The 14,044-nt window shown below is 66.4% G+C and carries 14 protein-coding genes; 7 read left to right on the plus strand and 7 right to left on the minus strand.

The window, feature by feature from the left end:
* Window position 1: 1 nt before the first annotated feature.
* Window positions 2-1,681 carry an energy-dependent translational throttle protein EttA gene (gene ettA / locus BFL28_RS02680; RefSeq protein ID WP_069319146.1) on the minus strand — a complete coding sequence of 560 codons (1,680 nt, stop codon included), beginning with the start codon at window positions 1,679-1,681 and terminating at the stop codon, window positions 2-4.
* Window positions 1,682-1,784: 103 nt separating this feature from the next.
* On the opposite strand from ettA, the gene BFL28_RS02685 reads away from it, so the two are divergent.
* The 7 genes from BFL28_RS02685 (at window position 1,785) to BFL28_RS02715 (ending at window position 8,885) form a co-directional block, all read left to right on the plus strand.
* Window positions 1,785-3,143, plus strand: a complete 1,359-nt coding sequence (locus BFL28_RS02685) for a M28 family peptidase (RefSeq protein WP_069319107.1) — start codon at window positions 1,785-1,787, stop codon at window positions 3,141-3,143.
* Between the two features lie 140 nt (window positions 3,144-3,283).
* On the plus strand, window positions 3,284-3,520 hold the full coding sequence (locus tag BFL28_RS02690) for a hypothetical protein (RefSeq protein WP_069319108.1): 237 nt from the start codon (window positions 3,284-3,286) through the stop codon (window positions 3,518-3,520).
* Window positions 3,521-3,694: 174 nt separating this feature from the next.
* Complete coding sequence (locus BFL28_RS02695) at window positions 3,695-4,180, plus strand: pyridoxamine 5'-phosphate oxidase family protein (protein WP_069319109.1); 486 nt, start codon at window positions 3,695-3,697, stop codon at window positions 4,178-4,180.
* A 40-nt stretch (window positions 4,181-4,220) separates the two neighbouring features.
* On the plus strand, window positions 4,221-5,126 hold the full coding sequence (locus BFL28_RS02700) for an alpha/beta fold hydrolase (protein ID WP_079246887.1): 906 nt from the start codon (window positions 4,221-4,223) through the stop codon (window positions 5,124-5,126).
* A gap of 43 nt (window positions 5,127-5,169) precedes the next feature.
* Window positions 5,170-6,495: an MFS transporter gene (locus BFL28_RS02705; RefSeq protein ID WP_069319110.1), complete on the plus strand. Its 1,326-nt coding sequence runs from the start codon at window positions 5,170-5,172 to the stop codon at window positions 6,493-6,495.
* On the plus strand, window positions 6,492-7,412 hold the full coding sequence (cysK, locus tag BFL28_RS02710) for a cysteine synthase A (protein WP_069319111.1): 921 nt from the start codon (window positions 6,492-6,494) through the stop codon (window positions 7,410-7,412). The genes BFL28_RS02705 and cysK overlap by 4 nt, the downstream gene beginning before the upstream one ends.
* A 126-nt stretch (window positions 7,413-7,538) precedes the next feature.
* Complete coding sequence (locus tag BFL28_RS02715; protein ID WP_069319112.1) at window positions 7,539-8,885, plus strand: cell wall hydrolase; 1,347 nt, start codon at window positions 7,539-7,541, stop codon at window positions 8,883-8,885.
* On the opposite strand, the gene BFL28_RS02720 is transcribed toward BFL28_RS02715, so the two are convergent.
* From BFL28_RS02720 to hisI, 6 genes are read right to left on the minus strand one after another with little or no spacing between them, the layout of a single operon-like run.
* The gene (locus BFL28_RS02720; RefSeq protein ID WP_069319113.1) at window positions 8,882-10,333 is read right to left on the minus strand and encodes a PH domain-containing protein; all 1,452 of its coding nucleotides are present in this window, start codon (window positions 10,331-10,333) and stop codon (window positions 8,882-8,884) included. The two genes, BFL28_RS02715 and BFL28_RS02720, sit on opposite strands and share 4 nt — an antisense overlap.
* Window positions 10,327-10,812 (minus strand): PH domain-containing protein, encoded by a 486-nt coding sequence (locus BFL28_RS02725; RefSeq protein ID WP_069319114.1) that lies wholly within the window; start codon window positions 10,810-10,812, stop codon window positions 10,327-10,329. The genes BFL28_RS02720 and BFL28_RS02725 overlap by 7 nt, the downstream gene beginning before the upstream one ends.
* Before the next feature lie 43 nt (window positions 10,813-10,855).
* Window positions 10,856-12,658, minus strand: coding sequence for an acyl-CoA dehydrogenase C-terminal domain-containing protein (locus BFL28_RS02730; RefSeq protein ID WP_069319115.1), 1,803 nt, complete (start codon window positions 12,656-12,658; stop codon window positions 10,856-10,858).
* A 9-nt stretch (window positions 12,659-12,667) separates the two neighbouring features.
* Window positions 12,668-13,099 carry a MerR family transcriptional regulator gene (locus BFL28_RS02735; protein ID WP_069319116.1) on the minus strand — a complete coding sequence of 144 codons (432 nt, stop codon included), beginning with the start codon at window positions 13,097-13,099 and terminating at the stop codon, window positions 12,668-12,670.
* Between the two features lie 31 nt (window positions 13,100-13,130).
* The gene (locus tag BFL28_RS02740) at window positions 13,131-13,637 is read right to left on the minus strand and encodes a hypothetical protein (RefSeq protein ID WP_069319117.1); all 507 of its coding nucleotides are present in this window, start codon (window positions 13,635-13,637) and stop codon (window positions 13,131-13,133) included.
* Window positions 13,634-13,996 carry a phosphoribosyl-AMP cyclohydrolase gene (gene hisI, locus BFL28_RS02745; protein ID WP_069319118.1) on the minus strand — a complete coding sequence of 121 codons (363 nt, stop codon included), beginning with the start codon at window positions 13,994-13,996 and terminating at the stop codon, window positions 13,634-13,636. Before hisI ends, BFL28_RS02740 begins: the two co-directional genes overlap by 4 nt.
* Window positions 13,997-14,044: the final 48 nt, after the last annotated feature.

Genomic DNA, 14,044 nt, shown 5'->3' on the forward strand with positions numbered 1-14,044 from the left:
ATCAGCGCGTCAGCTTTTTGTAAGCCAGCCGGGTCGGCCGGTCGGCCGCATCGCCCAGACGACGGCGCTTGTCTTCCTCATACGCCTCGAAGTTCCCCTCGAACCACTCGACATGGCTGTCGCCCTCGAACGCCAGGATGTGCGTCGCGAGCCGGTCGAGGAAGAAGCGGTCGTGGCTGATGACCACGGCGCAGCCCGCAAAGTTCTCGATCGCCTCTTCCAGTGCACCCAGCGTCTCGACGTCGAGGTCGTTGGTCGGTTCGTCGAGCAGCAGCACGTTGCCGCCACGCTTCAGCATCTTGGCGATGTTGACGCGGTTGCGCTCACCGCCCGACAGCTTGCCGACATTCTTCTGCTGGTCCTGGCCCTTGAAGTTGAACGCGCCGACATAGGCGCGGGTCGACTGATCGTGGCCGTTGACCTTCATGTAATCCAGGCCGTCGGAGATTTCCTCCCAGACGTTCTTGCTCGGATCGAGGTGGTCGCGGCTCTGGTCGACATAGCCCAGGCGCACGGTGGTCCCCATCTCGATCGTGCCGCTGTCCGGCGCCTCCTGCCCGGTGATCAGCTTGAACAGCGTCGACTTGCCCGCGCCGTTCGGCCCGATCACGCCGACGATGCCGCCCGCCGGCAACGTGAACGACAGGTTCTCGAACAGCAGCTTGTCGCCATAGGCCTTGGAGACATTCTCGACCTCGATCACCTTGCCGCCTAGCCGCTCGGGCACCTGGATGACGATCTGCGCCTTGCCGGGCGCGCGGTTCTTCGAAGCCTCGACCAGCTGATCAAACTTGGCGATGCGCGCCTTTGACTTGGTCTGACGCGCCTTCGCCCCCTGTCGAATCCACTCCAGCTCGTTGCGGATCGCGGTCTGGCGGCCGGATTCCTCGCGGTCCTCCTGCTCCAGCCGCTTGGCCTTCTTTTCCAGATAGGTCGAATAATTGCCCTCGTACGGGAAATACTTCCCGCGATCGAGCTCGAGAATCCAATCCACCACATTGTCCAGGAAATAGCGGTCATGGGTGATCATCAGCACCGCGCCGGCATATTCCTTGAGGTGGTTTTCCAGCCACTTGACGCTTTCCGCGTCGAGATGGTTGGTCGGTTCGTCGAGCAGCAGGATCGAGGGTTTCTGGATCAGCAGCCGGGTCAGCGCCACGCGGCGCTTTTCACCGCCCGACAGATTTTCCACCGCCCAGTCGCCCGGCGGGCAGCGCAGCGCTTCCATCGCGATCTCGAGCTGGTTGTCCAGGCTCCAGCCATCGACTGCGTCGATCTTGGCCTGAAGGTCGCCCATCTCTTCCATCAGCGCATCGAAATCGGTGTCGTCCTTGGGGTCGCCCATCTCGGCCGAGATCGCATTGAACCGGTCGACCAGATCGGCTGTTTCGCGCGCGCCGTCCTTGACGTTCTCAAGCACCGACTTGGTGGGATCGAGCTGCGGCTCCTGCTCCAGATAGCCGACGGTGATGTTCTCGCCCGGCCAGGCTTCGCCGCTGAAATCCTTGTCGATCCCGGCCATGATCTTGATCAGCGTCGACTTGCCGGCGCCGTTCGGGCCGACGATGCCGATCTTGGCGCCTTGGTAGAACTGCAGGTTGATGTTGCTCAGCACCGGCTTGGACGCGCCGGGGAAGGTCTTGGTCATGTCCTTCATCACGAAGGCGTATTGGGCGGCCACGATGCGGTCTCCATCAGCGAAATTGAGGTCGGGAAGTATGGCCGCGCATGTAGCGCTGGCGCTGCCGGTTGGCAAACGCGCGGCCACGCAATAGCGTGGTGACATGCGCAACTTCATGCTCGCGGCCATCGCCGCCACCGCCCTCCCGACCGCTGCCCTGGCGCAGATCGACCCCGACGCCCTGCGCGATGCCGCGTTGAAGGACGAGATCGCGTGGGACATCACCGAAGGGATCACGACCGAGATCGGCCCGCGTCTCGCCGGGACCGAGGCCGAAGCTCGCGCCCGTGCCTGGGCGGTAAAGAAGCTCGCCGCGCTCGGCTTCAGCAACGTGCGAAACGAGCCGTTCCCGATGAAAACCTGGGTGCGTGGCGAGGAACGGCTTGAGGTCCTCGCGCCCTTTGCCCAACCGCTTACGCTGACCGCGCTCGGCAACAGCGGCGCGACCGGCTCGCGGGGGCTTGAGGCGGAGGTCGTCTACTTCCCTGATCTGGCGGCACTGCAGGCTGCGCCCGACGGCAGCCTCAAGGGCAAGATCGCCTTCGTCAGCCATTCGATGACTCGCACACAGGACGGCTCGCAATATGGCGCGTTCGGTGCCGTGCGTCGTTCGGGACCTGCTACCGCCTCGCGCAAGGGGGCGGCGGCAATCCTGATCCGCTCGGTCGGCACCGACTATCACCGCAACCCGCATGCCGGCGGCACCAATTTCCCTGCCGGTGTGGCGCCGATCCCCGCCGCGGCACTCTCGCTGCCCGATGCCGAGCAGCTTGAACGCATCGTAAAGCGCGGTCAGCCGGTGAAGGTGAAACTGACGCTGACCCCGCGGCAGATCGGCACGACTCAGTCGGGCAACGTTATAGCGGAGGTGCCGGGCAGCGATCCGGCGGCCGGCATCGTGCTGGTTGCCTGCCATCTCGACAGCTGGGACCTTGGCACCGGCGCGTTCGACGATGCCGCGGGCTGCGGGATCGTCACCGCCGCGGCAAAGCGGATCATGGACGCCGGACAGCCGCGTCGCACAATCCGCATCCTGTGGGCAGGCGCCGAGGAAGTCGGCGTGTTCGGCGGCACGGCTTATTTCGAGAAGCACAAGGTCGAACGCCATGCCGCCGCGGCCGAATCCGACTTCGGCGCGGACCGCATCTGGCGGGTCGATTTCAAGTTCCCGGCCGCTGCCAAGCCGGTCGCCGACCGTGTCGCCACCGCCCTCTCCCCGCTCGGCATCGCGCGCGGCAAGGATCCCGCGAGTGGCGGTGCCGACGTTTCCGCGCTGGTCGCCTCAGGCGTGCCGGGCATCGACCTTCAGCAGGACGGCACCCGCTATTTCGACCTTCACCACACGCCCGACGACACGCTGGACAAGGTCGATCCCGTCCAGTTGCGGCAGAATGTCGCGGCGTGGACCGCGATGCTCGCCGTCGTTGCAAATGCGCCGGAACCACTGGGTGCAGCGCAATAAACGCTGCCACATTTCCGTCGCATTTCACCTTGCTGCTCGATGAATACCCATTGACGGGGGCGTAACGGGCGTTATTCCGACTAACTCGCACGGCAATTGCGCCGCGGCGAACCGATATAGTTTTGCTTGGGAGCAAACGAATGAAGAAGATCCTCCTCGTCGCTGCCGCGACCGGCCTGATGTCGCTCGCCGCCTGCAACAACGCCGAGACCACGAACAACACCGCCGAGAACGTTGCCGAGGCTCTGGAAGAGAGCGCGGACAACCTCGAAGCGGCCGCTGACAACGCGACCAACGAAGTGGTCGAGGACGCGCTCGAGAACGCTGCGGACGCGACCGAAGAGCGCGCTGACGAGGTCGGCAACTCGGTCGAGTAATCGACCGGCGCTCGGCCTGCCCGTCAGGCCGAAGTCATTGAAAGGGCGTCCTGCGGGGCGCCCTTTTTTGTGCCTCGCGCGGCCGGCTTCGCGCATGCGCCGTTACGCCGGTGCCGGCGGGAACTACGCCTGACGCTACCCGTTCGGCTGCAACACAGGTTAGTGGAGCAGCGCATGCCGACCCCAAGCGAACTCGAGGCGAAATTCTGGAAAGCGCTGAAAAGCGACCGCACGATCTTTCTCGGCCTGGCCGGCGTGGACGAGGGGCACGCACAGCCCATGACTGCGCTGACCGAGGGCGATCACGGGCCGCTCTGGTTCTTCACGACCAAGGACAACGGACTGGTCGAATCACTGGCCCAGAACAGCAGCGCGGTCGCCCATTTCGCATCCAAGGGCCACGACGTCTGGGCGACGCTGCACGGCACGCTGACCCCCGACAACGATCCTGCCGTCATCGACCGATTGTGGAACCCCTTCGTCGCGGCATGGTATGAAGGCGGCAAGGACGATCCCAAGCTGCAACTGCTGCGCATGGATGCCGATCGCGCGCAGATCTGGCTGAACGAGAACAGCATGTTCGCCGGGATCAAGATGCTGATCGGGATCGATCCCAAGCGCGACTATGCCGACAAGGTCGCTGAAGTCTCGCTCCGCTGAATGCCACCACTTCCGATCCCTTGTGCAAAGGAGACAGGTCATGCCCTACGTGAAAACTGACGACGGCACCGACATCTACGTCAAGGACTGGGACGGTGGCGGCCGCCCGGTCGTGCTGATCCATGGCTGGCCGCTGTCCGCCGACAGCTGGGATCCGCAGGCCATCGCACTGGCAGAGGCCGGGTTTCGCGTGATCGCCTATGACCGGCGCGGCTTCGGCCGCTCGTCCCAGCCATGGTCCGGCTATAATTACGATACGTTCAGCGACGATCTTGCCGCGGTCATGAACGCTGCCGGCGCGATCAGCGACGTCAGCCTGGTCGGCTTCTCGATGGGCGGCGGCGAAGTCGCACGCTACATGTCGCGCCATGGCGGCAAGGGCGTGGTATCGGCCGCGCTGATCGGCTCAGTCGTGCCCTATCTGCTGAAGACCGACGACAATCCGCATGGCGTGCCGCAGGCGCAGCTCGATGAGATCGGCCAGTCGGTGAAGCAGGACCGCGCGGCGTTCTTCCGCAACACCTTCTTCAAGCAGTTCTTCGGCGTCGGCCTGATCTCGCACCCGGTCAGCGACGAGGTGATCCACTGGGCGTGGAACATCGCCATGCAGGCGAGCCTTCGCTCGACGCTCGAAGCTGCGAAGGCATTCGGCTCGACCGACTTTCGTCCCGACCTTGCCGCGTTTGACGTGCCGACGCTGGTGCTCCACGGAACGGCCGACGCGACGGTGCCGATTGACGCGACCGGCCGTGCCGCCGCCGCAGGTATCCGCAACGCCCAATTGGTCGAATATGATGGCGCACCGCATGGCCTGTTCGCGACCGAAAGCGACCGGCTGACCAAGGATCTACTCACCTTCCTCGGCAGCCCGACAAAGGGCAGCGCTGGAGAGGCGAGCGAATCCTCCATTGCGCGGCGCGATACGGACCCCCTACAGACCCGCTGAACACCGCGATTCCCGGTTGGGGTGAGCGGCCGATCAGGACCCGATGACCGCTCACCCCTTTACCATCCACAATTACCGCGCCTACTGGATCGCGCGCTTCGCCTCGACGCTCGCCAGCCTGTCGATGGTGGTGGTGATTGGCTGGCAGGTCTATGACATCGCCCGGCAGACGATGGGCGTCCAGCAGGCCGCGCTTCAGTTGGGTCTGGTCGGGCTGGCGCAGTTCCTGCCGCTGCTGATCCTGTCCCTGGTGGCGGGCTGGGTCGCCGACCGGATCGACCGGCGCTGGATCATTCGCGCGGCCATCTTGCTCGAAGTGGTCTGCGCGTCGCTCCTCGCCTGGCTGACGGCGAGTGATGCGATCACCCTGCCCGCGCTGTTCGGTATCGCCGCGCTGCTGGGCGTCGGCCGCGCCTTTGCCGGTCCGGCACTCTCGGCGCTCGCCCCCAATCTGGTGCCGAAGGATGCGCTGCCGACCGCAATCGCGTTAAGCGCGCTCGCGTGGCAGGTCGGCTCGATCGGCGGGCCGGCGCTGGGCGGTTATCTCTACGCCGCGGACCGTGCGCTGCCCTATCAGGTGTCGGCCGCGATGTTCGTCCTGTCGCTGACGATGATGCTGCTGGTGACGCGCGTGCCTCGTGCGAACATGAAGAGCGGTGCCAATCCCTTTGCCCAGATGGCCGACGGCCTGCGCTATGTGAAGCAGAACCGCCTGGTCCTTGGCGCAATCTCGCTCGATATGTTTGCCGTGCTGCTGGGCGGCGCGACCGCGATGCTCCCCATCTACGCCAGGGACATCCTGCACATCGGCGCCGACGGCCTTGGCCATCTGCGCGCCGCGCCGGCGGTCGGCGCGGTCGCGGTGGCGCTCGTCCTGTCGTGGCGGCCGTTGAAGACCAATGTCGGAACCAAGATGCTGTGGTCGGTCGTCGGCTTTGGGCTCGCCACAGCGGTCTTTGGCTGGGCCGGTCCGGTGATGACCGCATGGTGGGGACCGGCCATGGTCGGCAGCGACACCGCGCCCGCCGTCCTCGTCTCGCTCGTGGCACTGGCCGCACTCGGCGCGTTCGACATGATTTCGGTCTATGTTCGCGGTTCGCTGATCCAGCTTTATACGCCCGATGCCATGCGCGGGCGGGTCGGCGCAGTCTCGACCTTGTTCATCTCCAGCTCGAACGAGCTGGGTGAAGCGCGCGCGGGATTTCTGGCCGCGGCGATCGGCCCGGTCATCGCGACCGCCGGCGGCGGCGTGCTTGCGGTCTTGGTAACGGCGCTGTGGGCGCGTATCTTCCCTGAATTGCAGCGGGCACGAACCTTCGACCCGCCCGTTGAGTTAGTGGAGCCTATGCCTGAGGAGACGAAGACGTGAAGGCCAACACCATCCTCGAGACGATCGGCAACACGCCGCACATCCGCATCCAGCGCCTGTTCCCGGGTACGGAGGTGTGGATCAAGTCCGAACGTTCCAATCCCGGCGGATCGATCAAGGATCGCATCGCGCTCGCCATGATCGAGGCGGCGGAAGCCGACGGCAGCCTGCAACCGGGCGGCACGATCGTCGAGCCGACCAGCGGCAACACGGGCGTGGGCCTGGCGATGGTCGCGGCGGTCAAGGGCTATAGGCTGATCCTGGTGATGCCCGAGAGCATGAGCATCGAGCGGCGCCGCCTGATGCTGGCCTATGGCGCCAGCTTCGACCTGACCCCGCGTGAAAAGGGGATGAAGGGCGCGATCGAGCGCGCACTCGAGATCGTCGAATCGACCCCCGGGGCCTGGATGCCGCAGCAGTTCGAAAACCCTGCGAACATCGATGTCCATGTCCGTACGACCGCACAGGAAATCCTGAACGACTTCGCCGACTCGCCACCCGACGCCATCATCACCGGCGTCGGCACGGGGGGGCACATCACGGGCGTGGCCGAAACACTCAAAAAGGCCTGGCCGGACCTCAAGGTCTATGCCGTCGAGCCCGAACTCTCGCCGGTTATTTCCGGCGGGCAGCCGGGGCCGCACCCCATTCAGGGAATAGGCGCAGGCTTCGTCCCACGGAACCTGCACACCGACGCGATCGATGGTGCGATCCAGGTCGATGCCAACGACGCTAAGGAGTTCGCCCGCCGCGCTGCGCGTGAGGAAGGATTGCTGGTCGGCATCAGCTCGGGCGCGACCCTGGCAGCGATTGGCAAGAAACTGGGCGACCTTCCCCCCGGCTCGCGCGTGCTGGGCTTCAACTACGATACGGGCGAGCGCTATCTGAGCGTTCCCGACTTCCTGCCCGAAAGCTGACCTTCGACGCGCGGCGGCTCGTTCCAGCGCGATGCTGGCGCGAGTCGCCGCCGACCGATGGTTCCAACCGCGTCACGACTGCGTTAAGCGCGGCGACCGTTTTGCCGTCAGGACCGTTCCTCCCGCGTGACCAACGATACCCCATCAAGTCAGCCACCCACGATCGCTCGCGGTCTTTGGGCAGCGCTCGCGATCATCGCGCTGGCGGCGATCGTCGCGCCGTTGCTGGTCGTCCTGAACGCACCGCGGGTCGTCGTGACCGATCCGGTGCTGGCGAAGATCACCGGGCCCAAGCGCGTCGTGCCGAAGGCCGAATTGCCGGCGGTCGAACCGGTCGAACTCGCCGCCCTGCCGGCTGCAACGGCGCGAGAGATCAACGCCGCCGTCCCCTTCTCGACCGCGCCCAATCCTGCCGCGCGCGCCTTTTCGTTGCGCGCGTCGGCGGCGGATCAGGCACGGGCGATCGACTGCCTGGCCGCGGCGACATGGTATGAGGCTGGCGACGACGCGGTCGGTCAACGCGCAGTGGCTCAGGTCATCATCAACCGCATGCGGCATCCGGCCTTCCCCAAATCGATCTGCGGCGTGGTGTTCCAGGGGCAGGAACGACGCACCGGCTGCCAGTTCACCTTCACCTGCGACGGCGCGATGGCCCGAACCCCCTCGCCCGCGGCGTGGGCACGCGCGCGCGACATTGCCCGGATGGCGCTGAACGGCACCGTCTATGCCAAGGTCGGACATTCGACTCATTATCACACCGACTGGGTCGTGCCCTATTGGAGCGCCAGCCGCGACAAGGTGGCCGAAGTCAACACGCACCTCTTCTTCCGGTGGACCGGCTGGTGGGGCACCCCGCCCGCCTTCCGCCGCAGCTATGCCGGTGCCGAGCCGGTGATCGCCAAGATGGCGCGCCTGTCCCCCGCTCATGCCGTCGCCGGCGCGGCACTAGACCCGGCCATCTCAGGCGTCGATGGTGTTATCGACCCAGCTTCCATCCCAGAGGCCGCGGTCCCCAAGCCCGTCGCGGCGGCCGAGCCGGACACCTTCTACGTCGCCCTCGACCGCAAGTTGGGAGAAGACGGCTTTGCCGCACTGGCGATCCGCACCTGTGGCGATCGGCCTTATTGCAAGTTCCTGGGCTGGAGCGATCCGCGCAGGGTGCCTTCGGCCGGCGCGCAACTGACGCCTGCGCAGCTTGAAAGCATGTCGTTCAGCTATCTGCGCGATTCAGCGCAAGGCTATGGCCGGGCATTGTGGAACTGCGCCGAGTACAAGCGGCCAAGCCCGCTGCAATGCATGCGCCGCGCCGTCCCGGCAGCGCCGGCCTCCAGCGTGGGCGCAGGCGATCCAGCGACGGCAGCCAGGCGCACGGCCCCTCCCGATGGGCTGGCCGGCGTCCGGCGAAAGGGCCAGTTCACGCCCGCGCCGGCGGCGTCGCCTTCACCCTCGCCGGCGGCGACGCCGGCGGACTAATCCAGCTTCGCGATCAGCCCGGCAATCAGCTCGCGCGCATCGGGAAGGTTGATATCGATCACATCGGGCGCGCCCTGCCCCTTGGCCCCCGCCGTATCGATCGCGACGCTCGCGATGCCGAGCGCGCGCTGCAACGGCCCCTGGCGCACTGTCAGCACCTGCACATTGTCCACCGGCACGATCCAGTCGCGCTGAACGATGACGCCGCGCATCACCTGCAGGCTCGTCTCCAGAAGCGCAAAGCGATGGAAGCGCCGCTGCAGCAGCGCGGAGACGATCAGGGGCGGCAGGATGACGAGCCCAACCAGCGTCAGCGGGGTGACAAAAATTGCGGCGGCCACGATGGCGATCAGCGGCGCAGGCACCGTGCGCAACAGCGCGCGTACCACATGCCCGCCATCGACCGAGCGCAGCGGCAAGCGCTCGAACGGCGGCAGGCCGGCCATCGACACGATCTGCGCCACCTCATCCTCGCGCGCCAGCGGGGCGAGCGACTGCCGCCCGGACGGATCGTTGCTGCCGCCCAACGTCTGCACGCTCAGCGCATTCCAGCCCAGCCAGCCGCGCAGCGGGCCACGCTGGACCAGCGCCAGCTGAACCCGGCGCATCGCCACCACCACTTCGCTTCGAGTCAACAGCCCCCGGGTCCGGCGGAACCGCCCCTCGCCGGCGCGCAGCGTGAAGTTCCAGTCGCGCAGAATCGTGCTGACCACGCCGCTGGCCACGCCCAGCGCGATCGCGATTCCGGCCACCATCAGCACGGCAGCGACGCTGAACCGCGCCTGTGCCTGTTCGCGCGCCGTGCCGGCATAGTCGCGCAACTGGTCCCATCCCAGGTCGACGAACTGATCGAGCGACTGGATGATGCCGAACAGCGCCGCCAGCCAGACCAGGGAGAAGCTGAACAGGCCGAGCAGCAGGACTCGCCCGGGTGTCATCGCGAAAACCACGGGCAGGACGTGCGGCCCAGTGACGGTCGCCTCGTCGCCAGCCTGGTGCGCGGCGACATGCCGGCCGCGAAGCGCCGCGCGCAACCGCGCGGCCTCGCCCAGGGACACGCTGTCCAGCACGGCCTCGTCCGCATCGCCGCCGCCGGTCTCGATCCGCACCTCGGCAAGGCCGAACAGCCGGTGCAGCGGCTTGCGCTCGATCGACACGTCCTGGATCCGCTCCAGCGGGATCGACCGCCGGCTCAGGCTGAACACGCCCCGCTCGACCACCAGCTCGTCCGGGCCGACAGCATAGGTGAAGCGCCGCCAGTTCAGCCAGGTGAAGAACAGCGCGACGGCCGCGGCAACGCCCGCGATGAGCAACGCCCAGTCAAGGCCGCGGCCGGACATCCAGCCGGCAAAGACGGGTATCGCGAAGACGTTCTGCGGTGCCTTGCGAAGAAAGGCGACTGCCATCGTCCCCGGGTGGACGCGCCGCGGCGTGCCCGCGTCTACCACGGCTCGCTGCTCAGCTTTTCACGGATCGCATCCCGGATCGTCTCGGCAGTGTCGCGCGAAACCCCGGGCAAATGGACTTCGCTGTGTGCTGTGCCGGCGGTGTGCAGGACCAGGGTCGCCACGCCGAACATCCGTTCGACCGGCCCTTGCGTCACGTCGATATGCTGGACGCGTATTGCCGGCACGATCGTGTGGCTGCGCGTCAACCATCCGTGCGCCACGTGCAGCTCACGCCCGGTCCACGCCCAGCCCCAGCGCGACCAGCGACGGGGCGCGGCAATCAGCACGGACCACAGTCCGGCCAGAACGAGCAGCGCCGGCGCGGCCCACACCGGCAACCAGTCCAGACTTCGGCCCAGCGCATAGCTCGGGATCGCCGATCCCACCGCAAGCGCAGCGAAGAACACAGCGCCGTTCAGGCGCATGGCATTGAGCTGACCGCGTTCGAGCGGCTGAAGCGGGACATCCGGCAAAAGCATGCGCCGGTTATGCCGCCCCTCGCCGGCCGCTCAAGCGAAACCGTTACGCCGCGCGGAACATCTCGGGCGACAGCGCCATGATCGACTCCGCACCGCCCTCGATCTTGCGGCGCAGCGCGCCGGCATCGGGCATGATCCGCTCGGCATAGAAGCGCGCCGTCACCAGCTTGGCTTCCAGGAACGCGCGATCATCGCCACCTTCGGCCAGCGCCGTCGCCGCCGCGTCGGCCATGCGCAGCCACATCAGGCCGATCGCGACGATGCCCATCAACTGCATGTAGGAATAGGCGCCCGCTGCGACCTGATTGGGATCCTTCATGCCGTTCGCCATGAACCACATCGTGGCCGCTTGCAGTTGGCCATTCGCCTTTTCAAGGGCTTCGGCAAGGCTTGCCAGCTCGGGCTTGCCCTTGGCCGCTGCGACCTCTTCACCGACGATGCGGAACAGCGCCTGCACCGCGCGTCCGCCATTCGCCGCCAGCTTCCGGCCGACCAGATCCATAGCCTGAACGCCGTTGGTGCCTTCATAGATCATGGCGATCCGCGCATCGCGGACATATTGCTCCATGCCCCACTCGGCGATGTAGCCATGCCCGCCATAGACTTGCTGGCTGTCAGTCGCGACCTTGTAACCGGCATCGGTACCGACGCCCTTGATCACCGGAGTCAGCAGGCCGACCAGGTCGTCCGCCAGCTGCCGTTCCTCTTCGCTCTCAGCCGCATGCGCCAGGTCGACCTGCAACCCGCCCCACAGGCACAGTGCGCGAAGCCCTTCGGTCATCGCCTTGGCTTCCATCAGCATCCGGCGCACGTCGGGATGGACGAACAGCGTGTCGGCCTTCTCCTCAGGCTCCGCCGCACCGGTCAGCGCACGGCCCTGCCGCCGGTCGCCGGCATATTGCACCGCATTCTGATAGGCGACTTCACCCACGCCCAGGCCCTGAAGGCCGACGCCCAGCCGCGCCGCGTTCATCATGATGAACATCGCGGCCAGGCCCTTCATCTCCTCGCCGACCAGCCAGCCGGTCGCGCCGTCATAGTTCATGACGCAGGTCGAGTTGCCATGGATGCCCATCTTGTGCTCGATCGAGCCGCACGACACCGCGTTGCGCGCGCCCAGCGATCCGTCCTCGTTGACCAGCACCTTGGGCACCACGAACAGCGAAATGCCCTTGCTGCTGTCCGGCGCGCCCGGCGTCTTCGCCAGCACCAGGTGGATGATGTTTTCGGTCAGGTCGTGCTCGCCGGCCGAAATGAAGATCTTGGTGCCGGTGATCGACCAGCTGCCGTCGGCGTTCGGCTCGGCGCGGGTCTTGATGAGGCCAAGGTCCGTGCCGCACTGCGGCTCGGTCAGGTTCATGGTCCCGCCCCACTCGCCCGAGATCATCTTGGGCAGGTATTTGGCCTGCTGCTCGGGCGACCCCTTGACCAGCAGCGCGGAGATCGCGCCGTGAGTCAGGCCGGGATACATGGCGAACGCCATGTTGGCGCTGATCATATATTCCTGGAAAGCGGTCGAAATGACGTGCGGCATGCCCTGCCCGCCGAATTGCTCGGGCGCGGACAACGTGCCCCAGCCGCTCTCGACGAACTGGCTATAGGCTTCCTTGAACCCGTCCGGCGTCGTGACGCTGCCATCGGCATTGCGCGTGCAGCCTTGCTGGTCGCCGCTATGGTTGATCGGGAACAGGACTTCGGCGACGAAGCGGCCGCCTTCTTCCAGCACGGCGTTCACCACGTCCGGAGTCGCGGGGGCGAAGGCCGGCAGCCCGGCATAGCGGTCGAGCTTCAGCACCTTGTCGAGCACGAAGCGGGTGTCGCGCACGGGCGGGGTATATTGCGGCATCTCTCGTCCTTATTTGGATGGGGTCGCCCGGCCCTCCAGGACCGCGACGAAATCGTTCAGTTCGGCGATCGCGGCGTCGAGATCGACTTTCTGCCGCTCAAGCAGCTCGATCCGCGCGCGGCATTTGTCGAGCGTTACCTGATGCTGCGTGCGTCGTTCGTCGCCGACATCGTACAGGTCGATCATCTCGCGGATCTCGGCCAGGCTGAACCCGACTCGCTTGCCGCGAAGGATCCACGCCAACCGCGAACGATCGCGATGCGAATAGATACGCGACAGGCCCCGCCGCTCGGGCGAGATCAGCCCTTCATCCTCATAGAATCGCAGCGCCCGCGCGGTGACTTCGAACTCGGCGCAAAGGTCCGAGATCGAAAAACTCTCCTTGTCGGGCCGGGCTTCGGTCGGCGCAAAGCTGGCCACCGGCTTCATGGTCGTCGCCATGCCGCCTGCTTACGCCGACCTTACGTTAACGTCAATCGCCGCAAAGCTTCTTTCCGTTTGCCGTGCGCAGCGTCGCCGCCTCGTCGCGCAAACCGCTGACGCGCTCGACATCCAGCGCGGCGAACGACGCCCGCTGCGCGCACAGTCTCGCGCACGTCTCCGGCAGCGCTGCGGGAAAGGTGATGCGCTCACCATCGAAACCGGCGTCGAAGGCGCACGTCGAACCATTGCCTGCCGAAAACTCGATCGCCAGCCTGTTTCCGACCAGCGTCGCGACGCCCCTGCCCGCGCAGCTCAGCCCCTCGCCATAATCGACGAACGCGCCGATCCGGTATCCGCCGGGACCACGTACGATGCACACGCGATCCGTGTCGCGGGTATAGAGGCCGCTGATATCACCGTCGCCGGGATCGCGGATCAGCCCCCGCTCGATCGCGGCGGTTTCCAGGTCGGGCGGGCCGGCGGCCGCCTGCTCGTCTGTTCCGTCGCCCGAACAGGCCGCCAGCATCAGCAGGGCGGTCGCGGCAGCGCGCCTCATGCGTCGCGAACCAGCTTCCCGTGCTCGATCCGGCGGAAGAAGCACGAACGCTCGCCCGTGTGACAGGCCGGCCCCGCCGCCTGGACCTTCAGCCACAGCGCATCCTGATCGCAGTCGATCCGCGCCTCGATCACGCGCAGCACATTGCCGCTGCTCTCGCCCTTCTTCCACAGCCGCCCCTTGCTGCGCGACCAGAACCACGCCTCGCCGCTTTCCAGCGTTCGAGCCAGCGCATCGTGGTTCATATGGGCGAGCATCAGCAATTCGCCGGTCGACGCATCGGTGGCGACGGCCGTGATCAGCCCGTTGGCATCGAATTTCGGGTCGAGGTCGAGCGTGGAGTCGCGGGCATCGGTCATGCCGCCGTGCCTACAATAGCGTTCCGGCCGAAGGAAGCGAGCCGCGGC

Origin of the sequence: Sphingomonas turrisvirgatae (assembly GCF_001721295.1) — a bacterium.
Lineage (GTDB): Bacteria > Pseudomonadota > Alphaproteobacteria > Sphingomonadales > Sphingomonadaceae > Sphingomonas > Sphingomonas turrisvirgatae.